The following is a 26,204-nucleotide window of genomic DNA, read 5'->3' on the forward strand; positions in this document are numbered from 1 at the left end:
CCGTAAGGACCGCTGACGTCGCGGCCGGTCGATTATTGTTTCATGCTTTCGCTTGGAGCGTGTGCCGTGGTGCGCATTCGCGAATGCCGGGCGTGCGCTGCCGCACCCGTAGCGGGCAGTCGTCACTTCGGCCATTCGTCGAGCGCGTCGTTGAACAGATCGGCGACGACGCCGCGCAGCCACGCGACGCTCGCGTCGTTGTGGAACTTGCGGTGCCAGTGCTGCTTCAGGTCGAAGCGCGGCAACGGCAGCGGCGGCTCGACGAGCATGATCGACGCGTGCTCGGTCGCGTACGCATAGCCGATCGCGTGCGGGACCGTCGCGATCAGATCGGTGCGGCTCAGGATGAACGGCAGGCTCATGAAGTGCGGCGTCTCGAGCACTGCGCGGCGCGCGAGCCGCCGCTTCGCCAGATATTGCTCGAGCACTTCCTGGCTGCGGCCTTCCGCGCGCACGACCGCGTGGCCGCACGCGAGGAACTGCTCGAGCGTGAGCGGCTGCGCGGCGAGCGGATGGCCGCGCCGCAGCAGGCAAATGAAACGGTGCGTGAAGAGCCGCTGCTGGAAGAAGTTGGTGCCGCCGAGATCCGGAAAGTAGCCGACCGCGAGATCGACGCCGCCGTCCTCGAGCGCGCGCCCGACCTCCGCATGCGGCAGCGATGCCGAACGCAGATTCGCATGCGGCGCGTGTTCCGCGAACGCCTGGAGCAGCCGCGGCAGAAACACGATCTCGCCGACGTCCGACAACGCGATCGAGAACGTGCGCGTGCTCTTCGCCGGATCGAAGTCGTGCGGCGCGACGAGGCCGCGCTCGATGCTCGCGAGCGCGTCGCGCGCGGCCGGAATCAGCGCGAGCGCGCGAGGCGTCGGCTCCATTCCGCGCGACGTTCGCACGAAGAGCGGATCGCCGAAATGCTCGCGCAGCCGCCCGAGCGCGGCGCTCACGCGCGGCTGGCTGACGCCGAGCAGATCGCCCGCGCGGCTCACGTTGCGCGTCTCGTTGAGCGCGACCAGGTACGGAATCAGGTTCAGATCGAGTTCGGGCATCGGATCGATACTATTGGATATGCGTATACAACTTATCTCCTGAATGGCGTTGCCGCATAGTCGGGATAGCGCTGACAATCGATTCACTATTCGAATCAATGTTCACGTTGCATGGGACCGGTGTAAGCGCTAGAGCGCTAACTCCGGTCGACACAGGAGACGAACAATGCGCACGCAAGTCGCGATCATCGGCGCCGGTCCGTCCGGGCTGCTTCTTTCCCATCTGCTCCGCCTGCAAGGCGTCGAATCGGTCGTGCTCGAGGCGCGCTCGCGCGAATACTGCGAGAACCGGATCCGCGCCGGCGTGCTCGAGCAGGGCACCGTCGACACGCTGAACGAAGCCGGCCTGGGCGCCCGGATGCGACGCGAGGGCCTTGTCCACCGCGGCATCGAGCTGCTGTTCGACGGCCGCCGCCACCGGATCGACTTCGGTGAGCTGACGCCCGGCCGCGCGATCACCGTCTATAGTCAGCACGAAGTGGTGCGCGATCTGATCGCGGCCGCGCTCGAGCACGGCCTGCCGGCCCATTTCGACGTGCGCGACGTCGAACTGCACGACGTCGCGACCGAGCGGCCGTCGGTGACGTTCACGCACGCGGACGGCCGCACCGAGCGAATCGACTGCGACTACGTCGCCGGCTGCGACGGCTTCCACGGAACCGCGCGCCAGACGATTCCCGCCGAGCGGCTGCGCACGTTCGAGCGCGTGTATCCGTACGCGTGGCTCGGAATCCTCGCCGATGCGGCGCCGTCGCTCGACGAGCTGGTTTATGCGCATCATGCGCGCGGCTTCGCGCTGTTCTCGATGCGCTCGCCGACCGTCACCCGACTGTACCTGCAATGCCGGCCCGACGAGAACCTGGCCGAATGGCCGGATGCGCGGATCTGGGAAGAACTGCGCACGCGCTTTGAAAACGACGGCGGCTGGGCGCCGAACGAAGGCCGCATCACGCAGAAGAGCGTGACGCCGATGCGCAGCTTCGTGTCCGAGACGATGCAGTACGGGCGACTGTTCCTTGCGGGCGACGCCGCGCACATCGTGCCGCCGACGGGCGCGAAAGGGATGAACCTCGCGGTCGCCGACGTGCGGGCGCTGTCGCGCGCGCTCGGCGCGCACTATCGCGACGGCCGCGACGATCTGCTCGATGCGTACTCGTCAACCTGTCTGGAACGGGTATGGCGCGCCGAGCACTTTTCGTATTGCATGACGAATATGCTGCATCCGTCCGCCGACGATTCGCCGTTCGTCAACCGGCTGAAGCTCGCCGAGCTCAGGTACGTGACGCGCTCGCGCGCGGCCGCGCAGTCGCTCGCGGAGAACTACGTCGGCTTGCCGTTCGACGATGCGGCAGGCGTCGCGTCGTTCGACACGGCCGCCGTCGCGCGAGCGTACGGCGCGGCGATCGCGGCCGCGGTTGCAGGCGCGGCGTCGCCTTGACAATCCTGCGCGCGCGCCTCTATGATCGGCACACCGTTCGCTAATCGAATCTGAGTTCGTAATTCGAACAAATCGGATCGTCCGGCGAGGCGCGCAGCCATGCGCGAACGCGTGCCGCAGCGGGCGGCGCGTGCGGATTCGCATAGGAAGAGACATGGTCAACAAGATTTTCGATTCCCTTCAGTCGGCGGTGGCCGACGTCCACGACGGCGCGACGATCATGATCGGCGGCTTCGGCACGGCCGGGATGCCGTCCGAGCTGATCGACGCGCTGATCGCGCAAGGCGCGCGCGATCTGACGATCGTCAACAACAACGCCGGCAACGGCGAGACGGGCCTCGCCGCGCTCCTGAAGGCGAAGCGCGTGCGCAAGATCATCTGCTCGTTCCCGCGCCAGGCCGATTCGCAAGTGTTCGACGCGCTGTATCGCGCGGGGGAGATCGAGCTCGAGCTGGTGCCGCAAGGCAACCTCGCCGAGCGGATTCGCGCGGCGGGGGCGGGCATCGGCGGCTTCTTCACGCCGACGGGCTTCGGCACGAAGCTCGCCGAAGGCAAGGAGACGCGCTTGATCGACGGCAAGCAGTATGTGTTCGAGACGCCGATCCACGCGGATTTCGCGCTCGTGAAGGCGCTCAAGGGCGACCGCTGGGGCAACCTCGTCTATCGGAAGACCGCGCGCAACTTCGGCCCGGTGATGGCGATGGCCGCGAAGACGTCGATCGTGCAGGTGTCGGAAGTCGTGCCGCTCGGCGCGCTGAATCCCGAGCACATCGTGACGCCCGGCATCTTCGTGCAGCGAATCGTCGAAGTGCCGCAGGCCGCGCATGCGGCCGAGCTGGCTGCCGAACGCGCCGCGAGTGCCGCCTGACCCCCCGAGGAGAACACGATGAAACGACTGACCCGCGATGAAATGGCGAAGCGCGTCGCGCAAGACATCCCTGAAGGCGCGTACGTGAACCTCGGGATCGGCGTGCCGACGCTCGTGGCGAACCATCTCGATCCGAACAAGGAGATCTTCCTGCACAGCGAGAACGGCCTGCTCGGCATGGGCCCCGCGCCCGCTCCGGGCGAAGAGGACGACGAGCTGATCAACGCCGGCAAGCAGCACGTGACGCTGCTCACGGGCGGCGCGTACTTCCATCACGCGGATTCGTTCGCGATGATGCGCGGCGGCCATCTCGACTATTGCGTGCTCGGCGCATTCCAGGTGTCCGCGCAAGGCGACCTCGCGAACTGGCACACGGGCGCGCCCGACGCGATTCCCGCGGTCGGCGGCGCGATGGATCTCGCGATCGGCGCGAAGCAGGTGTTCGTGATGATGGAGCACCTGACGAAGCAGGGCGAAAGCAAGATCACCGCGGAATGCTCGTATCCGGTGACGGGCGTGCGTTGCGTCGATCGCATCTACACCGATCTCGCGATGCTCGACGTGACGAGCGACGGGCTCGCGGTGCGCGAGATCTTCACCGACATCTCGTTCGACGAGCTGCAGAAGCTGACGGGCGTGCCGCTCATCGACGCGACGCAGAAGGCCGCGGCGTGACGCGGCGGCGCGCGCCGTTCGCGTCGTGCGGCCGCGCGGCGTATCGCCATGGTTGCCCGAACGGACGAGCGCGCGGCGTCCGGCGCTTCGGTGGACAATAAGCGCATTCCGTTTTTTCCAATCGATCCCATGCTCGAAGACAGCGCCCGCCTGACTTCCCTCATCTGCGGCAGCGAGCCGCTCAACCGGATCTGGTCGCCGCACGCGACGCTGCAGCGGATGCTCGACGTCGAAGCCGCGCTCGCGCGCGCGCTCGCCGCGCACGGCGTGATTCCGGCGAGCGCGGTGTCGCCGATCGAGGCGACGTGCGTGGCCGACGCACTCGACGCGGACGCGCTCGCGCGCGACGCGGCGCTCGGCGGCAACCTCGCGATCCCGCTCGTCAAGCAGCTGACTGCCCGCGTGAAGGCGCGCGACGCCGAAGCGGCGAAGTACGTGCATTGGGGCGCGACGAGCCAGGACATCATCGATACGGCGACGGTGCTGCAATTGCGTGACACGTTCGACTGGCTCGAGCCGCTGCTGCGCGATACGTGCGCGACGCTCGCGTCGCTCGCCGCCGCACATCGCGCGACGCCGATGATCGGCCGCACGTGGCTGCAGCAGGCGCTGCCGATCACGCTCGGATTGAAGTTCGCGCAATGGCTCGACGCGCTGCTCCGTCATCGCGAGCGTCTCGCCGCGTTGCGCGAGCGCGCGCTCGCGTTGCAGTTCGGCGGCGCGGCGGGCACGCTCGCGAGCTTGCGCGACGCGGCGCCTGCGGTCGCGCGCGCGCTCGCCGACGACTTGCAGCTCACGCTGCCCGCCGTACCGTGGCACACGCAGCGCGACCGTATCGCCGAGACCGCCGCTTGTTTCGGGATGCTGATCGGCACGCTCGGCAAGATCGCGCGCGACATTTCGTTGTCGATGCAGACCGAAATCGGCGAGCTGGCCGAGCCGGCCGCGGCGGGCAAGGGCGGCTCGTCGACGATGCCGCACAAGCGCAATCCGGTCGGCTGCGCGGCCGCGCTGACCGCGGCCGTGCGCGCGCCGGGGCTCGTTTCGACCGTGCTCGCCGGGATGGTGCAAGAACACGAGCGCGCGCTCGGCGGCTGGCAGGCCGAATGGGACGCGCTGCCCGAACTCGCGCGGCTCGCGGGCGGCGCGCTCGCGCAGATCGCGCAGATCGTCGCGGGCTTGAACGTCGACGTCGCGCGCCTGGCCGAAAACCTCGACGCGACGCACGGCCTCGTGCTCGGCGAAGCGGTGATGCTCGCGCTCGGCGACAAGATCGGCCGGCTCGATGCGCATCACCTCGTCGAGCGCGCATCGAAAGAAGCCGTGCGAAGCGGCCGCTCGCTGCATGACGTGCTCGCCGCGGACCCGGACGTCGCCGCGCACCTCGCGCCCGACGCGCTGCGGCAGTTGCTCGACCCCGCTCATTACGTCGGCGAGGCGCACGCCTACGTCAACGCCGTGCTCGCGCTTCACGCGAGCCGCAACTAAGGAGAGATTCCCATGCCTTTCGCTTCAGTCAACGGAGTGCGGCTGCATTACCGGATCGACCGCGCAACGCGCGCCGACGCGCCGTGGCTCGTGTTCTCGAATTCGCTCGGTGCGGATCTGTCGATGTGGGCGCCGCAGATCGGCCCGCTGACGGCGCGCTTCAACCTGCTGCGCTACGACACGCGCGGCCACGGCCACTCGGACGCACCGGCAGGCTCGTATTCGATCGATCAGTTGACGGGCGACGTGATCGGCCTACTCGATCACGCCGGGATCGCGCGCGCGCACTTTTGCGGAATCTCGATGGGCGGCCTGACGGGCGCGGCGCTCGCCGCGCGCCATGCGAGCCGAATCGATCGCGTGGTGCTCTCGAACACGTCGGCGAAAATCGGCTCGCCGGAAGTATGGGGGCCGCGTGCGCAGAAGGCGCGGACCGAAGGAATGGCGGCGCTTGCCGACGCGGTGCTGCCGCGCTGGTTCACGGCTGCGTTCTTCGAGCGCGAGCCGCGCCTCGTCGACGTGATCCGCGACACGTTCAATCACACCGACCAAGACGGCTACGCGGCGAACTGCGACGCGTTGAACGCCGCCGATCTGCGCGACGAAGTGAAGGGCATCGCCGTGCCGACGCTCGTCGTGACGGGCGCGCACGACATGTCGACGCCGGCCGATCAGGGCCGTGCGCTCGCCGCGGCGATCGCGGGCGCGAAGCACGTCGAGTTCGACTGCGCGCACATCTCGAACATCGAGTGCGCGGACGGCTTCAACCAAACGCTGATCGATTTCCTGACGGCCTGACGCGAGCGCATCGAGATGAACGACGATCAACGTTACGAAGCGGGCATGAAGGTGCGCCGCGCCGTGCTCGGCGATACGCATGTCGACCGCTCGCTCGCGAATCGCACCGAGCTGACCGAAGAGTTCCAGAACCTGATTACGCGCTATGCGTGGGGCGAGATCTGGACGCGCGACGGGCTGCCGCGCCACACGCGCAGTCTGCTGACGATCGCGATGATGGTGGCGCTCAATCGCGGCGAGGAGCTCGCGCTGCATCTGCGCGCGGCGAAGAACAACGGCGTCACGCGCGACGAGATCAAGGAAGTGCTGCTGCAGACCGCGATCTACTGCGGCGTGCCTGCGGCGAATTCGGCGTTCCACCTCGCGCAGCGCATCTTCGGCGAAGAAGACGCGGCCTGACGCCGCGCGACACGACACACGAAACTTGAAACACACCGCACGGGCGGCGCGCCGAACGGCTGCCGCCCGTGCGCGACGACATGCGCCGGCATCGCATCGGCGCAGGACGCGAAAGGCGTCGACGACAAACCCAACGGAGACAGCAATGACCGATTTCGCGCGCCAGCTCGATGTGCAGCAGTTCATTGACGAGCGGCGCTTCTCGCCCTATCAGTGGTTGATTCTGATCCTGTGCTTTCTGATCGTCGCGGCGGACGGCTTCGATACCGCCGCGATCGGTTTCGTCGCGCCCGCGCTCGGCCAGGAATGGCACGTGACGAAGGCCGCGCTCGGGCCGGTGATGAGCGCGGCGCTCGTCGGCCTCGCGCTCGGCGCGCTCACGGCGGGCCCGCTCGCCGATCGGATCGGCCGCAAGCGCGTGCTGGTCGGCTCGGTCGTGTTGTTCGGACTCTTCAGCATCGGCTGCGCGTTTGCGCAATCGGTCACGGAGCTGGCCGTGCTGCGCTTGCTGACGGGACTCGGTCTCGGCGCCGCGATGCCGAACGCGACGACGCTGATGGCCGAGTACGCGCCGCACGCGAAACGCTCGTTCCTCGTCAACACGATGTTCTGCGGCTTCACGCTCGGCTCGTCGGCGGGCGGCCTCGTCGCCGCCGCGCTGATCCCGGATCACGGCTGGCGCAGCGTGTTCATCGTCGGCGGCGTCGCGCCGCTCGTGCTCGGCGCGCTGTTGATCGCGCTGCCCGAGTCGATCCGGTTCATGGTGCTGCGCGGCGCGCCGCGCGAACGGATCGCCGCGGTGCTGCGCCGGATCGCGCCCGGCACGTCGTTCGACGGCGTGCGCTTCGTGCTGCCCGAAGACCGTGGCGAACAGCAGCGCTCGGGTGCGGCCGTCGTGCTGTCGACGCGCTACCGCGGGGGCACCGCGATGCTGTGGCTCACATATTTCATGGGACTGCTCGTCTACTACCTGCTGACGAGCTGGCTGCCGACGCTGATCCGCGATACCGGCTTCACCGTGCGCGATGCGGCGCTCGTCACCGCGCTCTTTCCGCTCGGCGGCGGCATCGGTGCGATCGCGACCGGCTGGCTGATGGACCGTTTCGAGCCGCATCGCGTGATCGCGGTCACGTATGCGCTGACGGCGCTGTTCGTCTGGATGATCGGACTGCAGGCCGGGCATCTCGCGCTGCTCGCGACCGTCGTGTTCGTCGCGGGCGTTTGCATGAACGGCGCGCAATCGTCGCTGCCGGCGCTCGCAGCCGCGTTCTATCCGACGAGCGGACGCGCGACGGGCGTCGCGTGGATGCTCGGTGTCGGGCGCTTCGGCGGGATTCTGGGTGCGTTTTCAGGCGGCTTGCTGCTGCAGGCGCAGCTCGGGTTCGGCACGATTTTCTCGATGCTCGCGGTGCCGGCGCTGATTGCGGCGGGCGCGCTGATGGTCAAGCGCGCGGCCGCGCTGCGCGACGCGGAACCGAACGCGCCGACGCGGGCGGCGTAACCGGATGAGAGGACGGGCGGGGCGGCGCGTTCGCGCCCCGTCATTCTTCGGCGTCGTGGACCTTCGCGAAGTGGCGCAGATATGCGCGCAGCGCGGCTTCGCGGCTACGGTGATCGGCGGGCGTCGACGCCCCCATCTCCTCCTCGTCGCCGAACAGCGCGGACGGTGCGCCGTAAGTACCCACTTCGACGCGCTCGCGCAGCACGCGAATCAAGTGTGCGCGATGGCGGTATTCGGCGACCCAATGCAGGCCTTCGATCCGATCGCCTGCTTTCAGCAGTGGCTTCATCTGCATTCTCCCGGCCGGGACGGGGTCGCGGGGCGGCGAACCGGCGTCCGGAAGGACAGCGTACGCTTTACCGGATCGGATCACAACGGGATGCCGCGTCTCAGTGGCCGCTGACCTTTGCGAACATCGGATAAAGCGACAGAACGAGCAGCGCGGCCATCGTGACGTTGAACACGCGCAGCCAGCGCGGATTCGACAGGAAGCCGCGCAACCCCTGGCCGAACGCGGCCCAGACGCTGATGCTCGGCAGGCCGACGAAGACGAACACGAGCGCCATCCAGACGGCGTTGCGGCCGTAGTCGGCGGAGAGCTGGATCGTCGTGGCGGCGGTGAGCACCATCATCCACGCTTTCGGATTGACCCATTGGAACGCGATCGCCTCGATGAACGTCATCGGGCGCGATTTGCCGTTGTGAGCGCGCACTTCGCCGGACGTGCCGATGCGCCATGCGAGATACAGCAGATAGACGACGCTCGCGGTCTCGAGCAGCGTGTAGAGGACCGGGATGCGTTTGAATGCCTGGCCGAGGCCGAAGCCGACCGACAGCATCAGGATCGCGACGCCGGCGCTGATGCCGAACATGTGCGGCAGCGTGCGGCGGAAGCCGAAGTTGACGCCGGATGCGAGCAACATCGCGTTGTTCGGGCCGGGGGTGATCGAGGTGACGAGCGCGAACAGCATGCCGGCGGGCAGCGCACTGACGGTGAGGTAGTCCATGGTGATGCTCTCTTCGTCTGCGGAATTCGAGGGTGATGGAGGGAGTTTAGTGGACGGTGACGGTACAGTACCGATACAGTTTGTGGGATGGTTGCCGGTACGGGTGGGGCATCGGCAACAATGGTTCGCATGTTGTTGTTGTTGTCTCTCAGAAAAGATGTCCGCAATCTCAATAAGTTGTCTTTGAATAAAAGACTACTTTCCATGAGCATGTGATGTGTTCTGCATCGATCTGCAAGAAATAGTCGAAGAATGTTTGCTCACGGAGACTTCTAACACAATGTTGGATCGACAACGCCGCATCGTTGTTGTCGCAGTGGATTCTCGCAACCAACATTTCACGACTGAAGCTCGTCCGCGCGCACTTGCGGTGGGGTTGATGCTCCGCCGACACGTCGAACCCGGTGTAGCATGCAATTGCGTTCTGAGCTTCCTGCTCGGTATCTGGGGTACGATTGCTCAGCGACGTTTACATCCTCAGTTATGCAAATCTTGTGGAGAAACGAAGTGACTGCCCAGCAGCGCTGGATCAGCGAGATTCAGGATGCCTCTGATTGAAAGTGGCCCGCAGCCTGATTGGAGCTGCTCGCTCGGTTTATGCACGCTGCGTTTACTGACTCCCACCCCTGATATAGGGGAGATGTCAAATTCGAGCCAAAGATGGTTTTGGTAGCACTGATGGCCGTCGAACAGCTTACCAGTAAGTCGTCCCGGTTCAGCGTTTGCCGGCAGCTTTGGGATTAGATCTATGCTCTCGGATGGGGATAGGAAACCAGACTACTAGCGCGACGCCTGCGTGATGGCGTTTAACCACGGCCGAATCCATTCGCCGTTGTTAAGGCGGTCATATAGAAATATTTCAGATTTCGATATTTCACCCCATTTTTCGTCAGCTTCTCGCAGTAGCTTTAAGGCTAAATTCGAATTTTTGCCGATGTTGTTTTCCATTTCCTGAAACCAATAAAGAGACTGCCATCCAACAGATGGCTAACCAGTCGGCCCTGAACAATTCACTTTGTTCTGCGACGGCGTCACGTCGCCGATAGCGCAGGAGTTTCGCGATTGAGCAGGACGGCAAGAATTAGGGTGTAAAAATGCCGCAGCTTCCTGAGAATCATCCGCAGGTTGTGGCCGGCGCCGCACAGCACCGCATGCATCGCGTCGCCCAGCGAACCCTTGAGCCAGTTCCGATCGAGTTTGCCGTCGGCCTTCATATGGCCAATGGCTGGCTCGATCGCGCTGCGACGTCGGATCATCGCGCGCAGGCCGCGTGTGATGCCGCGTCGCAAACCCGGGTGATAGACCTTCACGCCGTCGATCGCCACGCCCTTGTAGCCGCGGTCGACGACAGCGATCTCCGGTTGAACATCACTCAGGATCGCCGTCTGTTCCAACGCTTCGGCCCGCGTGTGCCCATCGTACGGGTTGCCCGGCATCGAGCGCGCCCCAATCACCAAGCCTTCCTTGTGCGTCGTCATGATCGACACCTTTTCCATCACCGTTGTATCGACGATCACCCGTTTCAGGCTCGACGTCTTGATGACGTCGGCACGCTTGGCTGCATCAATCGTCTCCGCCAGCAGTTCCTCAACGCCAGCTTCGCCCAACCGCTTGCGTCAGCGCGTCAGACTCGACGGATCGATCGGCGGCTTCGTCTGCAAGTACGTCTCGCCAGTGAACACTTGCCAATACGGGTTCTCGATCCATTGCCAGACCACGTCTTCGTCCGACAGGTCGAAGGCATGCTGCAAGTACAGCAGCCCCGCGATCAAACGCGGCGAGGTCGCCGGCCGGCCCCGGTGCGACACGAAGCTCGCACTCATCGCCGCGTTCAACCGATCCCAATCAATCAGATCAGCCAAGCGCGCCAGCGGATGCTTCAAGCTGATTTGCTCGCGCAGCGGTTGGCGGGAGAAATCTCCCTCGGTCGTCGGCGTCTTCGGACCCATCCAAACCTCGTCAGAATTTGCAGGAATCTCGCGTCAATATGCCGGTGCCTTGCAAATCTCACAACACCGTTTCAGCTATCGAGCCTTGCCGCACAAACCTTTGCGAATTGTTCAAGGCCGACCAGCTATGCTCGCCCGTCAGTTGCAAATGATTCTCCATTCGGTGTGCTGAATTTACCGCTTACAGATAGAAAATTGTTTACGAGGTGGCCTTGGAGAACGATGAGGAGAGTGTGACGGAGGCTTCGACCGTCGCTTAAAGCCAATCGGCCCTTCGGTTGGCTTGCGCGACCATATCGGCATAGAAGGGGGCGGCGTGTCGACGGATTCGCTCAATCGCGGAGTACTCGGATCGGAAGGCGTGTCGTCGAGTGTGGGTGCATCAATACGCGCTTGTGTCGACGAGGGCGGTGCCGATATCGGCAGTCCGACAAGGTTTGGCGCTTCAAGGCCACGTTGAAATGGAAAAGGGGAGAGCTCGTATTGGGTAGTGTGCCGAGAGGAAGCGGACCGTTCGGCAGTAGCTCGTCGTCATCGATGCTGGCGAGATGTATCGGCAATCCGTCGAAGCGATCTGCCGGAGACCGAGTTGGATCGATGCGAGGACGTGCGTGCGGCTGGCGTGTCGAGGGCGGCGGCGCTCAATGTTGCCTGCGACGGTGTATGCGTTTCGCCGGTTCCAAAACGATCGTGTTCGCGCGGCGCGCGCCGGTTGCAGCCGGCGTGCTCCATACGCGGGGCAGATTTCGTCCTACAAGCGCTCCAATGCATCAAGGAGCAAGGATTCCAGCTTTCGCCACGCCGCGCGCAGCGTGTCCAGATCCTCGATTTCAGCGATCTCCTCAACGGCGGTACAGCGTGCGATGAGGAAGCGGTTTCCGGTCAGCGCGAACCCTCCTTTGATCGAGTGCAGTTGCTCCCGGACCGTTTGGAAGTCGCGCGATGTGAGCGCTTGGCCGATCTTGTCGACGGACTGCAACGTTGCCGTGCGCAAAGCCGCCGCGACGGCCGGCGGCAATGTGCGTATCCGAGGCTCGGCGGTGGCCGGACCGGAAGCGGCGTCGGCGTGGATTTCCGCTGCCGGCATGCGCGCCGCGTGCCGTTGCAGTACCTTGTCCAGGGTGTTCAAGGACAGCGGCTTCAGGACGATTTCCGCGATGCCGACTTTCTTCGATCGCTGATAATCTTCAGCGGTCGCGTGCGCAGTCATCGCGATGATCGGAACGTCGGCTCGCATCTTGTTGGCGAACATCGCGAATCCGAAGCCGTCGAGCTCGGGCATGCCGAGATCGGTCAACACGGCGTCGTATTGATGCTCGCTGAACGCGCGCAATGCGTCGCGTCCGTTTTCGACGACGTCCACCCGATGGTCGAGCGCCTCGAGCTGATCGCGCAATAGCGCGCGATTGGCCGGATGATCCTCGGCGACCAGTACGTGCAGCGACGCGCGAGCATGCATTGACGCATTGCGGTGCAGCGCAGTCGGCACATTCGGCATGGCCGCCGCTTGGCGGGCCTCGTGTAACGGCAGAACCACCGTGACCGTAGTGCCGAACTCCGGCAGGCTATCGATTTCGATCGAGCCACCCATGATCGTTGCAAGCCGTTGGCACAGCGGCAATCCGAGGCCTGACCCGCCGAAGCGGCGATGGATCGATGCGTCGGCCTGCGTATAAACATCGAACAACGTTGCGATGCGGTCCGGTTGGATTCCGATGCCGGTGTCGCTGACCCAGATCTCTATGGCGGAATTTCCCGGCCCGGTCTTCGCACGATGGACATCGATTGAAATATGCCCGCTATCCGTGAATTTGATCGCGTTCCCGATCAAATTCGACAGTATCTGGTGGATGCGCGCCGGGTCGCCCGAGTAGTAGTTCGCGATGCCCTCGCCGACGCTCGAAAACAGTTCAAGGCCCTTCGATTCGGCGAGCGGCGCATATGCGTCGACGATATCCTGCAATAGCGCGTGGATGTCGAACGGAATGTTCTCGAGCGTCATCTGGCCGGATTCGACTTTGGAAAGATCGAGTATGTCGTTGATGATGTGCAGCAACGCGTTCGAGCACGATTCGACCACCTGAAGGCGCTCGCTTTGCCGCATGGACAGCGGTGATCTGCGCAGCAACTCCAGATTGCCGATGATCGCATTGAGAGGCGTTCTGATTTCGTGGCTCATCGTGGCCAGGAACGTGGACTTGGCCTTGTTCGCCTGGTCGGCTGCGATGCGCGCTTCCTCCAGCTTCAACTCGCTTTCCTTGCGCAGGGAGATGTCCAGCAGCGTGCAGAGCTGAACATTCACGCCGCGATAACGAGCGGCGACGACGTTGGCTTGCAGGTAGATCGGATTGGATTCGTCGCGCTCGATGGCGAGATCGTGTTGCAGCAGCGCGCTGTCTTTGCTGTCCGGCCGGGCGGTCGCATTTCGATAGGCCTTCCAGAGTTGAATATGCAGAGGCTCACCACCCGTGCGCGCCGAAAGTTCGAGCATCGCGTTGTTCTGCAGCAGAACGCTGCCGTCCTGTGCGGAAAGCAGGCCGAGCCCGACGGGCGCGGTGCGCAGGATCGTACGATTGAGCACTTCGCTTTCCAGTAGTCGCTGGGCGCGGCGGTAATTGGGAATGAGGCCTTTGCGATCGAACTGGATCGCGAAGATCCACAGCATGCCGATGATGCCGACAACGAGCCCCGTCATGAGCGCGATGCGGGGCATCGACATCAGTGCGGCCGCGATCGTTTTCCACGAATAGGCGTGGACGAGCACCCAGTCGGTCCCAGGCAACTGATCGCTGGTCACGAACATGCCGTCTTGGTAACGTTCGACGAGACCGTCAATTCCATCACTGAGCGACCGGATACTCAACGCGGAATCCGTCACGCCGCCGTTTGCTCCGGACTGGCTCGACGAACCGATGATGATGTTGCCTTTGCGATCGACAATGGTGAACGTGCTGCCGGCGGACGCTTGGTTCAGATCGCTGTAAAACATGTCGGTCGGCAGGCTGCGCACATAAATTGCGAATAGTTTCCCTGTCGCGTCGATGGCTGGCTGGACGATGCGGATCATGGACTTGCCGGTGAGTGGATCGGGGTGCGGCGGCAGCCAGACGATCCGTCGATCCGCACGCAGCGGGATGATGGTGCTTGCGTCGCGAAGATAGCGGATGCCGTGCATCGCGTCGCCTATCACCATGGACGCCGAATGCGATTCCAGGAATGCTTCGGGTACCTGATCTTCGCGGGACCACAGGAGCGAGAGGTAGGTGCCGTCGGGCGAGAACGAGTAGCCTTCGACCCGGTCGTCCGGCAGTGGCGATTGACCGTCCCCGATCAGCAGTTGCGTTTCCAGGAGCGCTAGGTACGGCGCAAACGCACTCGCGGGGCGATCAGGCGCCGGTATGCCGAGGGCGAGCGCCGCCGGTGCGCCTTGCGGCGTGTGCAGGACGGCATAGCCGTGATGCGCGTCGAAGCTTGAAAGCAATTCCGGCGACGGTTCGATGCGCCTGTTCCACAGGCCTTCGGCATGCATCACTGCACGCATGAGCGCTGTTCGTCGAATTTGTAATTTTATTGTTAGTTTCGATCGCTGAATAAGAAATTCATAGCGCGCGTTTGACACGTAGTCCATCGTCTCCATTCGGATCGCGAGCAACAGGCAAAACAAGATGAAAACGGATACTCCGAGCGCGCCACCATACGTGAGCAGACGTTGATGCGTCAGCATCTTTCGCGGGTCGAATAGCGCTTTGCGGTGATTCGGCCTGAATGGCCGGATCAGCAGTTTCTTCAGTTTTCCTGGCATATCGGGGCGTTGATTTGAGCGTGCGAAACGAAATCGGGAATGCGGATGCTCGATTGGTATATTTTGAGAGTATTCTGTTCGCTAGCGTCTCTGAATAAAAAAATATAATCTATTTGTATATTATTCAATTTAACTATATCGATATTTTGTAATCCGTATTTCCGAAGCGAAGGAAATTTGAGATGTTTGGTCGTCGGCGCGAGTAATGTTGAATGGGTGGCCAGTGGCGAAAAGTATGACAAATCGCCAAGTGTGATGCTTGCCGCGATGGTGAGGCTACTCGGCGTATCGAATTTTATAAGCTGATGCTGACCGAACTTCCGGGGAGCCTCTGGGCTCGGGAGCATGTGGAGGCGATGCATGGTCGTCTCGCTGCGGACGGCTGCCGAAATAACGACACCGATCGACTCGCTCTTGCCTTTCGGGTTGTCTGGCCAGCGATCGAGTCTCGCGCAGGCAACGCCGCGCGAAGAGCCGGCAGGCGCAAGGAAAGCTCGGCGAAGCGCGCCGTCCGGCGGTGAGGCTATGCGGAGGCGGGATGATCCGTCGATCAGCTTCGCTTGGATGGCTGCGACGACGCAACGGTCCAACGCGATCGGCGTTGTTCGTTCGCGTCTCCTGAAGCCTTCATGTGAGGTCAGTGCCGGCATGATCTATAGCGCGAGCCCCTGGAATCTAGCCGAAATTGTCGAGGCTTTCATGATACGTCGCTCGGGCCGGACTTGGATCGTTCGACTATTCGCGTGCTACCGGCATCCTCGACGCAAAGCACGAGCCATGCACTTCGTCGCAAGTTCGACAACAGGAGGAAATTCAGCGTTTAGTGTTGCCGTCGCGCAGCAACATGCCCGTTGTGACAATCTCTTTCCATTCCTCCTGTGCTTTGCGGCGCGCAGCGGGCGAGAGGAATATGAAGTTGTTGAGTAGTACCAGGAATTCTCGCCTCTCCTCCTCCGGTAGAGTTGAAAATTCGAGCATAATGGAAGCAACTTTTCGTGAATGCGACATCGAATAGACCTCGGAAGATTGACTCAATCATTTCTGGTCGAGGTGCGTTGGCGCGCGCAAATGATTGGTTATGCTTCGAGGTTTTTCGAATGGAATCGGGTTGGGTGCGACCGGGCATGATGTAAATCGATCGAGTTGAATGATCGCAATATATGTGACTCAATATCAGATGATGCGTTGGGAAAAACAAGAAATGAACATGAAGCGAGGCGTATTTGTATTAATTTCACGTATGTATGATGCCATGTAAGTCGGCCGCAGCGAAAAGGCGAACGAAATATGATTTTTATTGAAAGACCGCGGCCGATCGCAACGTGTTGTCGATTGATACGGATGACATCGGCCATTTGTCGTCGGCGTTCAGGCGAACGCAAATCAATGGCCTTGCGGGTAGCAGGCACGGTTGCACAAGGGCGCGAAGTGTGCGTCGTGAGTTGTCTGATACCAGGCCTCTCGCAGAAAGTGATGCAATGTCGAAGAAGAACACGACCGCTGAGCAGTGCTATCGAGGCCTCAGTTCGAACGAATGACGTAGACATTCGACGGTGTTGTCAGGTTGTAGGGTCGAGCGCGTAGGATGTGGTGATAAAGAAATCGAAATCGCTTTATCGCGGTCATCGTTTCCCGGCCGGCGTTATCAGTTGCGCGGTGCGCTGGTACTTTCGCTTCCAGTCGAGCTTGCGTGACATCGAGGCGTTGCTCTGCGAGCGCGGCGTGATCGTGACGTACGAGACGATCCGATGCTGGTGCGATAAATTCGGCACGGACTTCGCTCACCGGGTCAAAGCGGCGCGCCGCAAGCCGTGCGGCGCATGGCACCTCGACGAGATGTTCGTGACGCGGCGCGGCGAGCCATACGTGCTGTGGCGGGCGGTCGACGAGCGCGGTGCCGAACTGGACATCCTGCTGCAGAAGCGGCGCGACAAGGTTGCCGCCAAACGCTTCTTCAAGCGCGTTCTGCGCTCAAGTTCCGTGCCACGCAAGATCGTCACCGATCAGTTGCGCAGCTATCCGGCGGCAAGGGCGGAGATTCCTGAACTGGTGAGCGTGAAGCATGTGTTCGTCAAAGCGGCAGCCCGGCTAAACAACCGGGCTGAGAATAGCCACCAGCCGACGCGCGAACGCGACCGGCATGTGCGGGTTTTTCGCGACCCGAAACGCAGCAGGCATTCCTCGGCTGCTTCGACCCGATCCGACAGGACTTTGCCCTCGAGCGGCATCTGCCGCGCGCCTCACTCTATCGCAAACAGCTTGCAGCAAGGTTTGTGACCTGGCGCGAATTCACCGAACTCGCCCAAAGTCCGTCGACCGGTTTCTGAACGATCGCCACACCTGCCGCAGTTCCGTCTGACTCTCGCCAAGTTGACCACGCGATGTCCGCGAACACCATAAGACCGTTCATCACGACGGTAATCCATCAATGACTGGTTGTGTCCTCGCCCCTTTTTTGCCTTCAGCGCGTATTTGAGAAGATCGATGTCGCTGTTGAGGCCAAGCTTTCGCATGGCATTGGTTTTTTGAGAACTGGTGATTTGTTTGCTTCGCTTCAGACGGTTGGCAATTTCGTTGACCGGCAAGCCGGAGGTGTACAGACGCACGACTTCTACTTCTCTCGACGACAGTGGAATTTCTCCGTCCGGCAACTTGCCGTAACCGCTATTGACAATCGTCTCCATGGTCGGGGAAAGATAGGAACCCTTCGCATAGCTGGCGTGAATTGCCGCAATGATGTGTTCGACGTCGTCCGATTTACTGAGAACCGTTGAAACGCCGCGCGAAATCAGACTGTGGATGATCGCAGGGTTGCTGATCATCGTGAGCGCAATCAACCGGGTGCTTGGATATCGACTCTGAATATACGAGAACAGCGATACGCCATCTCCGAAGTTGTTGTCCGGCATGTTGTAATCCGAAATGACGACATCGCAAGGATATTCATTGAGCGCAGCCAGCAGTTCGGTGGAGTTGCGGCATGCGCTTACCACGTCTATCGAGCTTACAGGAGCCAGGGCGTGAAGCAGGCCGGTCAGTACAGCGGGATGGTCATCCGCGATGATGACCTTGATGGAAAAATTGTCATCTTGATTATAAGTTACATGGTTTATAGGATTTTTTGTGAAATGCGTGATATTTATAATACGAGTTTAAATTTCATCTCGTGATGGAAATTTATTTGCGGATTCTTATCGGTTTTGTAATTTAAATTGCATTTGATGCGAATGATGTAAATATTAAAAATTTATAGCGTAAATCGTAAAATGAAGCCCGGAAAAAGGCGCCTTACGGTGTGAGGTGCTGAATATGGGGGCTCCAATGAAATCGCACTTCGAAGGCGATGAAGCTATCATCAAGAAATTTATCGTTGATTAATCGTTGTGTGTTGAATATTAAATTACAAATCCTAGTGGCGCCATCGGACGTGTATTAAGGGATCGAATTTGCCGATATTTTGCAAATTAATTAACGTGAAGGGTTGTGGATTTAATTTTTGTTCATGGGGGTGAGGATAAATTGTAAAATATTGCCTAGAAAGGAAATGTGAAACAAAAAGAGCACGTAATTTGGATGTGGATCACTGCGGTGGGTCGCGTGACGTACGATGCGAGGTCGGCCGCGGATGATTGCTGGATCACCCGCATGTCCCTTCTGCCTCTTCATAAGGTTGATCCGAATCGAATAGCTCGGGCGCTTCATAAGCAACGCGGCACTCGCTTCGATTGACGCCTGACAACCTGATCGGCTTGCCGATGTCGTCGTCGTACAAGATGAAATTTCCGTCTCCGACGATCGTGCCGAGGAACTGGCCTTGCTCGTCGAGCACGGTGGTGCCGACCGGTGCGGTGGCTCCCGTCGAATCTCGTATCGTCAACATGAGTTGTCGCGTTTCGGTTGCATTGATCGTGCGTGTGAGCACGCTTCCCCGCCTGAGTCCGATGTCTACGGTCGTCGTGTCTAGACGCACATTCATGGGAAGGCTTTGCGTATCGAGCCGAAGCTGGGCTTTCGTGTAGGGCGTCACGGAGGGAATGACCGCGGTGCCGCGCGGATTGGTGATGGACGTGCCGCCGGGAGCGCTGATTCGCAGCCCCTTTTGGTTTGCAACCGATACGACGGCGAACGTGTCTCCGATTCGACTGGACGCTGTCCCGAATAGTCCGTTGGCGTATACGACGCCTCCACTTACGGACACGTAAGTGGATCGTGAATTGGTCGTACTCTGAGCTACGCCGGCGCCGATCTGAGCGAGACCGGTCTTCATGCTGAAGGATGCGTTCGCGGTTTGGCCGTTCTTGCTGCCCGATACGCCAATGGAATACGATCCGTTTCGTCCCAGCCGATTGTTGTAGGACGTGCCGAACGTGAGATCGCCGCGCTGCGACCGGGCGCTTCGTGCGCTCAAGGAACCGCCGCCAAGCGGGATTGAGACGTTGGCGTAGACGCTGCTGCCGCCTCTGGGGCTGATTTGTGCAGCAAGGCTGACGTTCGCGCGACCTATCTTGCGGCCGATGCTCAGCGTGTGAGACAAGGTGCTCGAAGATCCAAAGAAACTGTTGTACGAAAGTCCATACGTAAAACTGCCCCAGCGAGGATGCGCCCAGTTTACCGACGCGTTCGCCGAATGCTTGGTTTGGCCCGTTCCGGTCGCGTCGTAATATGTTCCGAGCGCGACATCGGGTGTGGCGTAGCGACTCGAACGCGTAAGCCAGGAAGCGGATGCAAACAAATTTTCCCCGATCCGGGTCGCGCCTTGCACCTCGAATTGATACCCTTGACCCGCGCCCGCAGCGCGCGAATAGCGCATCCCACTTGCAATCCATGCGCCGAATTCCGTCGAAAGAGTTCCCTGGGCGCTCGCATGCAGATAGCCGGACGCGGCAAGTGCGGCGGTGGACACGCGAAGATTGCTGAACGGCGAGAAAGAGACTTCGCCCGTGGCGAAGAATGCGGGCGTGCGCCTTTCGTCGGAATGGCCCGCGTCCTGATAGCGGCCGATGGCGGCTTGCCAGGTCATTGGCTGCTTCGCGTTGGCATAGCTCATGCCGACCGGCATCTCGAAGCGTCGCTTGCGGCCATCCTGCTCCGTGATTTCGATCTGGAGTTCGGCGTTCGGCGAGACGTTGCCAATGTCGGACAGCATGAACGGCCCGGGCGGAACGATTGTGCGATAAACGACACGGCCGCGCTGATGCACCTCGACGGTCGCGTTGCTTTCTGCGATGCCCTGAATAGGAATGGTCAGTTGCCCGCCGCTTTGCAGGCTATCCGATCCGATTTGAAAGCCGAGCATCGGCAGGCCGCCCAGATTTTCGCCTGCGGAAGTGAACTGACCGATCTGCATGACGGCGCCCCACGCGTCGATCGGGCGTGCGAGGTAGGTATCTTGCAGTTGATATGAGAAACCATTATCGGAATTCGACAGTGCTCCACGGTTGCGGAAAGACCAGTTTCCGATATTGAAGCCGGGCTCAAGTCGCGCCTGAAAATAATGGCTGCTGCCGAACTGGGTATCGAAGCGCTGCGCGAAGACATCGTAATTCAGTAACACCGCCTCGCCGCCCGAGTGCAATCCGTTGTCGCGTCGCTTCGGATCGAGTGCTTCCTCCGGTACGGTCATGTCGATTCGGAACTGCCCCGGATGGAGTTTCATTTGAAATTCCGGCCACATTTGCTCGGGGTCGACGCAACCGGCCAGATCGGACGGTTTGTGCAATCGCAGCGTGTCCAACAGTGCGGCGTCGAAGCACGGATCGCCGTCGCCATCAAATTGAACGTTCGTCGTGTAAGTCTGATTGGCGTTGAGTGCAATCGTGACTTCCTGCTTGCCGGGGAGAAAGCGCGAATCGCCGCTGAAGAATTTTGCAATGTCGGCGGAATAGCCTCGTGCGATCAGCGTTTGACTGTCGAATTCAACCGCCGCGCTGGACGAAGGCGACGAGACGGCGAGCGCGTCGTTGCTTCCCCATGCGATGCAGAGGAGCAAGCTAAGCGACAGGATCAACCGTCTTGCGTGCACAGCGTATCTCCCGGCAGCGGTGCTGTTTGAATTCGCGAGGGAAGCGGGCCGCGTTGATTCGCAAGCCCTCTATAGGTGAAAGGCGCAACTGGCTGTGTGCGTCGGACGGAAATGGCGTGGACCCGCATCGACAGATAGGCCGCGTGCCTGGCGACGAAACGGAGCCGGATCAATAGCCGGCATCGCCCGAACAAGGGTGTTCGCCCGGCAGCGAGCGCGCGCGGGTGGCCATTAACGTGAATGATCGTCGCGTCGCGGGGCGAAATTGCCCGGTGGTGCGAATGCCGCGGACTGCGGCGAGCGACGAGAACTGACTGGTTGAAGTCGGCGGCGTGATGTCGCCGACTGCCGCTCCGCCAAATTAATGCTGGATCGGCATCGTGACTGCAGGCAACACGAGGCCGTAGCGGCTGAGTGGCACGATCTCGATTTTCTCGGCGACATCGCCGATTTCAACAGTTAGAGACTCGCCAGGCATCAGATAGGCATGAGGGAGCGCGACCATCTTGTTCGCGGGCAGCAGCTTGACGCTCGGCGCGAGCCGGATCACGTGTGCGCTCGGATTGCTGAGCGTCAATTGCCGATTTGCGATGCTGAGCATCAAGTTATCCCAAGGGGTTTTGGAAACGGGAACCGCACCGGCCTGAACCAAAAAGCCGATTTCCTGGCGTACCGGCATTACAAGCGAGCCGCGGCCAGTTTGTGATACCCCTTCGAACGATGCCTTGAGCAAATACTCGTTCTCGAGCTTCGCTCCTTTCTTGAGCGAAAAGTTGATCTGCTGGCTTTGGCCGGGATCGATGCGCGCGATTGGCGGCGCAATCAGGATGCGTTGACTGAGCTTGTCTTCGCCGAGATCTTCGAGCTTGCTGACGAGTAGCATGGGGCTTTCCCCGTCGTTTTTGACGTTGAATGCGACGCGTTGATCCGATTCATTGAAGATGATGGTTGGATTTTCCAGCGTAAAGGTGGCTGCGTGGGATTGCAGGCTAAGCGCGGTGAAAATCGAAGCCAGGAGTGATTTGGCATGGAAAGGGCGTAAAGAAAGGAAAGATAACATAAGCGGAATGGTATTAAGGTGTTAATGACGGGGAAGGCTGGCGAGCGGTGGTTTTTTCCGTTTACTCGATATGTAGGATGTTATATTTTGTGCGTCGAGCAAGGAGTAGGACGAGTTCTGTTATCCAGTAGGACAAGTACTAGTTCGCTTGATTTATGCCGCTGCTGATGCTGGCCAATTATGAGATAGCTAAGAAAGCGTTTTCTTTGGAGTGCGAGTGACTATCGAACCGATCGGTGATCGGATCTCATCCCGGAAATTAAATTTATTATGAGGGGTGTCGCGATCTTGTTAGATGGTTTCTATCGATTACGGAGACCGTGCAGCTCGGAACATCAATCGTGCCTTTGACCATGAGATCATGGTTCGACGTGCCGGCCTGAATATTCGCCGACCAAATTTGTGCAATAGTAATCGCAAGTATAGAAATGTGTTTTTTCAAATTAAATTTGATGTATTTCAAATTGATTGATATTTTATAATTTTTGTATTTTAGCGAGTCGAAGGATGGTGGGTTGTTGCCTGTATTAATCAACCGCGAAACACTATTGACGTTAGGGCGCAGCGATTGCGCCCTAACATGAGTTTGAGGCTGTTAGAGACCGAACGCGAATGTCAGCGTTGCGGAGCCATCCAGCTCAACCGCATCCTTCAGCGCACCGCCCATCGTTTCGGTCCCGCCGAGAACCGCTTCGACTACCATGTTCGCGGTAAAATTCTTTCCGGCCATCTGCGTTTTTGCGCTCTCGTTTGCCCACCCGTGCGTATAGTTGGGGAGTTTATTCAGTTTTTGAGACAAGGCGATAACTCCCGTACCAGTGAGAGCCGCGTTCTGCGTTGCATACACTTGTGCCTTTTTGCCGTCGACCTGCGCATCTTGCATCGTCACCGAGTAGTAGCCCAATTTGCCGGTCTCGTTGACCTTACCCAGACCAAATGCGGTGTTGTCTCCGGAGCTCGCCGAATCGCTGCGATTGTCCGTCACTTTGAAGCTCATATACGTTTCGGCATCGCAACTCACAGTCCATGCCTTTTCCATCTTGGTAAGCGGCGTAGTCGTCGTGCCGCTCTTGATCAGCGTCGGCGAGATTTTCCCGTAGTCGTACACACCGTTGTCGGCGGCAACGACGGTACAGGCAGGCACATCAATCGTGCCCTTGACGATGAGATCTTGAGCCGGTGCTGCAGCATGAGCCGCCGTCGTACCGAGCATTGCGATGGACAGCGCGAGAAGAGAGGTTTTCAACTTCATGGATTCGAGTTCCTCAGTAAAAATGGCCTTAGGGCCGGCATATTCCCGGTAAACCAAACGGTTGTTACGGAAATCCGTGGCTGAGATACTAATCAACGAGGTAGGTCCTAACACTAGGACAGGTCCTGTTTTGGGTAGAACTCGTCCTAACCCGCTGGCGCGACACAGCGAAGAATCCTTCCGGGCGCAGTCCGTACGTCAGATGGCCCGGTGGCGTTGGTCACGACGACCTGGCATTCGAGGCAGCGAGCCAGCGTATAACGGGGGCTCGGTCAGCAGTCTGGCGTCAAGCGCAGGAATGCTGCCGAGACGACTGTACGGAGTGCAGAGCGAGCGAGGAGGATCGCGGCGGCGGCCGCCATGCGGCGTGACCGTTGTTTTCGTCGGTTTGGCATTGCAGTGCTCGCCCTCCGGGATTGTCGTCCGGATGCTTGTTGCACAGGCGTTGCAAGAAGGAAGCGATAGGCAGGGCAACACACACGCGCGAGAGTGTCGTATCTTCGAACATCGCTCACTTTGCGATTCCGTCGCTTAATTCGGGCGTGGATGCCGTAGTTAACTCACGATCACGAGTCCCGTAAATCGGAAGAGTGCTTCGAAGGCGTGCCAGAATCGACCGTCCAATCGCCACGCTCTGATAGGAATTCACATGTGGCCCTTCATCACTGTATGACCCGCGCTAAAGAGGGTCGATTTCTGAGCATGATTTCCGTCGAGCAATTTCCGAATGGATGCGTCAATACATGAACCAGACGGACCGTATCGGGATGCGGCTCGAAAGTGGCCCGCGGCCGTGCGCGTCTTTGTGCATAGTGCAGCAGGACGATCGGTCAATTCGACTGCTCTTGCACGGCACCACATCGTGCTTAATAAGTTCGGCAAGGCAGGTAAAACTCACGTGGGAGACAGCAATTGTTAATTATTGTTTTGTAATGAAATTCTGAGGTGTTTTGTGTTTATAATGTAAACAAATATGTACTGGGCCGCTAGATTCACGTTGGCGTGAATTAAAAATTATAAAACGCCATAAAATTATTGAACTCGTAATGAAGCGGTGAGCGCAGATCGGTTGCCGCGCGTTACATTGCTTTTCAAGCGGCAAAAGTTGGAGATCCACGTTATATAAGCCATATTTGTCCTGGACTGCTGATGGATTAATTTTGGGGCGAATGGAGCGTGTAGTCTATATGACGTTGATACAAACCTGGGGGTGAAATGAAAATCGATTTGATTGTTGCTGACGATCATCCCGCACTGATAGCCGGAATAGAGCATGCGCTGAGCGGATCCAGTGCGATCAGAGTCGCAGGCACCGCAAGCAATTCGACTGAACTGGTCGATCTGCTCGCGTGCGAGCCATGCGATATCCTGATTACCGATTACGCCATGCCTGGCGGCAGCCACGGCGACGGCCTTGGGCTGATTTCGTTCTTGAGGCGGCATTACCCCGATTTGAAGATCATCGTGTTCACGGCGATCGACAATCCCGCGCTCATCGCATCGATGGCACGGCTGGGCGTGCGTGCAGTCGTGAACAAAATGGACCATATCGACAACCTGATTGCGTCGGTCCAGGCTGTCTACGCGGGAGCAACGTACATTCCGGCGGACGTCGATGCATTCGTATCGTCGCGGATGGCTGATGACGGGCAAGCGCTGTCGATCGAGCGGCAACTCTCAGCCCGGGAATTGGAGATCGTTCGTCTTTACGTATCCGGACTTTCCGTCAACGAAATTGCTGCCTATCTTCATCGCAGCAAGCAAGCGGTCAGCACGCAAAAGATGAATGCGATGCGAAAGCTCGGCATCGAACGCGATGCGAGCCTGTTCCGCTTTGCGTATGAAACAGGTCTCATGGCGGCCGGTGTGCCGTCCGAGGTTCCGGTCAGGGCGCAGGCGGCGGCGCATTGATTGCCGCTTCGCCGTGGCGCCGGATCGTTCCGCTCGTCACGATATCCTCATGCGGCAGGCGTCCTGCTTAGCACAACTGGACGCGGAACTTGCGGTCGCGACGCAAAATGCGCAGTTCGGGTAGGCGAAGCGCTGTCGGACACGTATCGTTTAATGCGCCGGCGCCAGCCTGGAACTGCCATTGCGTGCTTTTTGCTGCGAGCCGTGCGCGCGCAGCAATACGACCGGGCACCCGCTCAACCGGAGGGCGGTTTCCGCCCCCTCGTCACGCATCGGTGCGCGTCTCTCTTTTCGGCGGCTGCAATGCTGACTGACGCTCGGTTTGGGCGGTTGTTGAACTGCCCGGGGGCAGCTGCCGGATCAGCGCGCGGTTCCAGCCAAATTCGTCGAGGGACGCAATCGTGCCTCAGTCCCGGCCATCACGTGTGGTGGCACGGCGGTTCGGTGCTGCGATTTCATCCAAAATTGTCGTTGTCCTGGTGGCTCGACAATTCGAAGACCTTCCTGTCTTTTCAGCGTATCCATGCCGGTTCTCACCCGAGCACGGTCCACGTCGAGCCGCTAACCGGGTCGTAGCACTCGGGCTCGCGCTTCTTCTTCGAAGAAAATACTTCTTGAGGCGTAAAGCCGAATTCTGCCACGCGTTCGCGAATCTCCTGGAGCACTTTGGCTGAAGTCGCCTTGCGATTCCGGTCCAGGGATGCTTGAAGCGATTTGAAATGTTGTTTTTACTTTCGATAACTGTTAATGCCTGAATTTTTTCGATCTAATACGATGTTAGATTGGTGAGGTATGTCGTTTAATAATCTCTATATTGTCGAATTCTAATTTAAAGATCCAATATGTGTAATTTGGAAAATATGGATTAATTGCGCTTTAAATCGTGATTGTCGAAATTCAATCGCCGGCCTTCATCCGTCCTCGGCCGTCGCGCAACGGCGATGATGTTCGATGTGCGGCCGGCGACGGGAACGCCGAGATGATTCCG

The 26,204-nt window shown here is 60.1% G+C and carries 18 protein-coding genes and 4 pseudogenes; 9 read left to right on the plus strand and 13 right to left on the minus strand.

Annotated elements, in window-relative coordinates; translation table 11 throughout:
• Positions 1-122 precede the first annotated feature (122 nt).
• Positions 123-1,046 (minus strand): LysR family transcriptional regulator, encoded by a 924-nt coding sequence (locus BG90_RS20605; protein ID WP_010117625.1) that lies wholly within the window; start codon positions 1,044-1,046, stop codon positions 123-125.
• Between the two features lie 166 nt (positions 1,047-1,212).
• On the opposite strand from BG90_RS20605, the gene BG90_RS20610 reads away from it, so the two are divergent.
• The 7 genes from BG90_RS20610 (at position 1,213) to BG90_RS20640 (ending at position 8,213) form a co-directional block, all read left to right on the plus strand.
• The gene (locus tag BG90_RS20610; RefSeq protein ID WP_010107335.1) at positions 1,213-2,484 is read left to right on the plus strand and encodes a 4-hydroxybenzoate 3-monooxygenase; all 1,272 of its coding nucleotides are present in this window, start codon (positions 1,213-1,215) and stop codon (positions 2,482-2,484) included.
• 154 nt (positions 2,485-2,638) lie between these two features.
• Positions 2,639-3,352: a 3-oxoacid CoA-transferase subunit A gene (locus BG90_RS20615; protein ID WP_025990077.1), complete on the plus strand. Its 714-nt coding sequence runs from the start codon at positions 2,639-2,641 to the stop codon at positions 3,350-3,352.
• 18 nt (positions 3,353-3,370) lie between these two features.
• Positions 3,371-4,027: a CoA transferase subunit B gene (locus BG90_RS20620; protein WP_010107338.1), complete on the plus strand. Its 657-nt coding sequence runs from the start codon at positions 3,371-3,373 to the stop codon at positions 4,025-4,027.
• 129 nt (positions 4,028-4,156) lie between these two features.
• On the plus strand, positions 4,157-5,515 hold the full coding sequence (locus tag BG90_RS20625) for a 3-carboxy-cis,cis-muconate cycloisomerase (RefSeq protein WP_010107339.1): 1,359 nt from the start codon (positions 4,157-4,159) through the stop codon (positions 5,513-5,515).
• A gap of 12 nt (positions 5,516-5,527) precedes the next feature.
• A complete protein-coding gene (gene pcaD, locus BG90_RS20630) occupies positions 5,528-6,313 on the plus strand; it encodes a 3-oxoadipate enol-lactonase (RefSeq protein ID WP_010117629.1) in 786 nt (261 codons plus the stop codon).
• A 15-nt stretch (positions 6,314-6,328) separates the two neighbouring features.
• On the plus strand, positions 6,329-6,712 hold the full coding sequence (pcaC, locus tag BG90_RS20635; protein ID WP_010107342.1) for a 4-carboxymuconolactone decarboxylase: 384 nt from the start codon (positions 6,329-6,331) through the stop codon (positions 6,710-6,712).
• A gap of 145 nt (positions 6,713-6,857) precedes the next feature.
• Positions 6,858-8,213, plus strand: coding sequence for an aromatic acid/H+ symport family MFS transporter (locus BG90_RS20640; RefSeq protein ID WP_010117632.1), 1,356 nt, complete (start codon positions 6,858-6,860; stop codon positions 8,211-8,213).
• Positions 8,214-8,253: 40 nt separating this feature from the next.
• On the opposite strand, the gene BG90_RS20645 is transcribed toward BG90_RS20640, so the two are convergent.
• From BG90_RS20645 to BG90_RS20665, 7 genes and pseudogenes are all read right to left on the minus strand, one after another.
• On the minus strand, positions 8,254-8,502 hold the full coding sequence (locus BG90_RS20645; protein ID WP_009894598.1) for a hypothetical protein: 249 nt from the start codon (positions 8,500-8,502) through the stop codon (positions 8,254-8,256).
• Positions 8,503-8,602: 100 nt separating this feature from the next.
• Complete coding sequence (locus BG90_RS20650; RefSeq protein ID WP_010117634.1) at positions 8,603-9,220, minus strand: LysE family translocator; 618 nt, start codon at positions 9,218-9,220, stop codon at positions 8,603-8,605.
• Between the two features lie 780 nt (positions 9,221-10,000).
• Entirely contained in the window at positions 10,001-10,168 is a 168-nt protein-coding gene (locus BG90_RS33445; protein ID WP_232288908.1) for a hypothetical protein, read from the minus strand.
• Positions 10,169-10,251: 83 nt separating this feature from the next.
• Positions 10,252-11,169: pseudogene (locus tag BG90_RS20655) on the minus strand (transposase).
• 751 nt (positions 11,170-11,920) lie between these two features.
• Positions 11,921-14,971, minus strand: a complete 3,051-nt coding sequence (locus BG90_RS20660) for an ATP-binding protein (RefSeq protein WP_025990078.1) — start codon at positions 14,969-14,971, stop codon at positions 11,921-11,923.
• Complete coding sequence (locus BG90_RS35455; protein ID WP_124072367.1) at positions 14,956-15,621, minus strand: hypothetical protein; 666 nt, start codon at positions 15,619-15,621, stop codon at positions 14,956-14,958. Before BG90_RS35455 ends, BG90_RS20660 begins: the two co-directional genes overlap by 16 nt.
• A 163-nt stretch (positions 15,622-15,784) precedes the next feature.
• Positions 15,785-16,006, minus strand: a complete 222-nt coding sequence (locus BG90_RS20665) for a hypothetical protein (RefSeq protein WP_232288909.1) — start codon at positions 16,004-16,006, stop codon at positions 15,785-15,787.
• Between the two features lie 558 nt (positions 16,007-16,564).
• On the opposite strand from BG90_RS20665, the pseudogene BG90_RS20670 reads away from it, so the two are divergent.
• Positions 16,565-17,298: pseudogene (locus BG90_RS20670) on the plus strand (IS6 family transposase).
• A 126-nt stretch (positions 17,299-17,424) separates the two neighbouring features.
• Here BG90_RS20670 and BG90_RS31180 read toward each other — a convergent pair.
• From BG90_RS31180 to BG90_RS20685, 4 genes and pseudogenes are all read right to left on the minus strand, one after another.
• Positions 17,425-18,084, minus strand: a pseudogene (locus BG90_RS31180) (response regulator); the annotation flags it as partial.
• Between the two features lie 524 nt (positions 18,085-18,608).
• On the minus strand, positions 18,609-20,978 hold the full coding sequence (locus tag BG90_RS20675; protein ID WP_010117638.1) for a fimbria/pilus outer membrane usher protein: 2,370 nt from the start codon (positions 20,976-20,978) through the stop codon (positions 18,609-18,611).
• A 376-nt stretch (positions 20,979-21,354) separates the two neighbouring features.
• On the minus strand, positions 21,355-22,053 hold the full coding sequence (locus BG90_RS20680) for a fimbria/pilus chaperone family protein (protein WP_025990080.1): 699 nt from the start codon (positions 22,051-22,053) through the stop codon (positions 21,355-21,357).
• Positions 22,054-22,648: 595 nt separating this feature from the next.
• Positions 22,649-23,305 carry a DUF1120 domain-containing protein gene (locus tag BG90_RS20685; RefSeq protein WP_010117641.1) on the minus strand — a complete coding sequence of 219 codons (657 nt, stop codon included), beginning with the start codon at positions 23,303-23,305 and terminating at the stop codon, positions 22,649-22,651.
• 1,215 nt (positions 23,306-24,520) lie between these two features.
• Between BG90_RS20685 and BG90_RS20690 the strand changes: the two genes are divergently transcribed.
• On the plus strand, positions 24,521-25,216 hold the full coding sequence (locus tag BG90_RS20690) for a response regulator (RefSeq protein ID WP_010117643.1): 696 nt from the start codon (positions 24,521-24,523) through the stop codon (positions 25,214-25,216).
• Between the two features lie 512 nt (positions 25,217-25,728).
• Here BG90_RS20690 and BG90_RS37435 read toward each other — a convergent pair.
• Positions 25,729-25,965: pseudogene (locus tag BG90_RS37435) on the minus strand (H-NS family nucleoid-associated regulatory protein).
• Positions 25,966-26,204: the final 239 nt, after the last annotated feature.

The sequence above is a fragment of the Burkholderia oklahomensis C6786 genome, assembly GCF_000959365.1.
In the GTDB taxonomy this organism is placed as follows: domain Bacteria; phylum Pseudomonadota; class Gammaproteobacteria; order Burkholderiales; family Burkholderiaceae; genus Burkholderia; species Burkholderia oklahomensis.

What these genes read in the sequence shown, in the direction of transcription:
- BG90_RS20605 (WP_010117625.1), bottom strand. Translation starts at nt 1,046, where the DNA reads ATGCCCGAACTCGATCTGAACCTGATTCCGTACCTGGTCGCGCTCAAC.
- BG90_RS20610 (WP_010107335.1), top strand. Translation starts at nt 1,213, where the DNA reads ATGCGCACGCAAGTCGCGATCATCGGCGCCGGTCCGTCCGGGCTGCTT.
- BG90_RS20615 (WP_025990077.1), top strand. Translation starts at nt 2,639, where the DNA reads ATGGTCAACAAGATTTTCGATTCCCTTCAGTCGGCGGTGGCCGACGTC.
- BG90_RS20620 (WP_010107338.1), top strand. Translation starts at nt 3,371, where the DNA reads ATGAAACGACTGACCCGCGATGAAATGGCGAAGCGCGTCGCGCAAGAC.
- BG90_RS20625 (WP_010107339.1), top strand. Translation starts at nt 4,157, where the DNA reads ATGCTCGAAGACAGCGCCCGCCTGACTTCCCTCATCTGCGGCAGCGAG.
- pcaD (WP_010117629.1), top strand. Translation starts at nt 5,528, where the DNA reads ATGCCTTTCGCTTCAGTCAACGGAGTGCGGCTGCATTACCGGATCGAC.
- pcaC (WP_010107342.1), top strand. Translation starts at nt 6,329, where the DNA reads ATGAACGACGATCAACGTTACGAAGCGGGCATGAAGGTGCGCCGCGCC.
- BG90_RS20640 (WP_010117632.1), top strand. Translation starts at nt 6,858, where the DNA reads ATGACCGATTTCGCGCGCCAGCTCGATGTGCAGCAGTTCATTGACGAG.
- BG90_RS20645 (WP_009894598.1), bottom strand. Translation starts at nt 8,502, where the DNA reads ATGAAGCCACTGCTGAAAGCAGGCGATCGGATCGAAGGCCTGCATTGG.
- BG90_RS20650 (WP_010117634.1), bottom strand. Translation starts at nt 9,220, where the DNA reads ATGGACTACCTCACCGTCAGTGCGCTGCCCGCCGGCATGCTGTTCGCG.
- BG90_RS33445 (WP_232288908.1), bottom strand. Translation starts at nt 10,168, where the DNA reads ATGGAAAACAACATCGGCAAAAATTCGAATTTAGCCTTAAAGCTACTG.
- BG90_RS20660 (WP_025990078.1), bottom strand. Translation starts at nt 14,971, where the DNA reads ATGCCAGGAAAACTGAAGAAACTGCTGATCCGGCCATTCAGGCCGAAT.
- BG90_RS35455 (WP_124072367.1), bottom strand. Translation starts at nt 15,621, where the DNA reads ATGCCGGCACTGACCTCACATGAAGGCTTCAGGAGACGCGAACGAACA.
- BG90_RS20680 (WP_025990080.1), bottom strand. Translation starts at nt 22,053, where the DNA reads ATGTTATCTTTCCTTTCTTTACGCCCTTTCCATGCCAAATCACTCCTG.
- BG90_RS20685 (WP_010117641.1), bottom strand. Translation starts at nt 23,305, where the DNA reads ATGAAGTTGAAAACCTCTCTTCTCGCGCTGTCCATCGCAATGCTCGGT.
- BG90_RS20690 (WP_010117643.1), top strand. Translation starts at nt 24,521, where the DNA reads ATGAAAATCGATTTGATTGTTGCTGACGATCATCCCGCACTGATAGCC.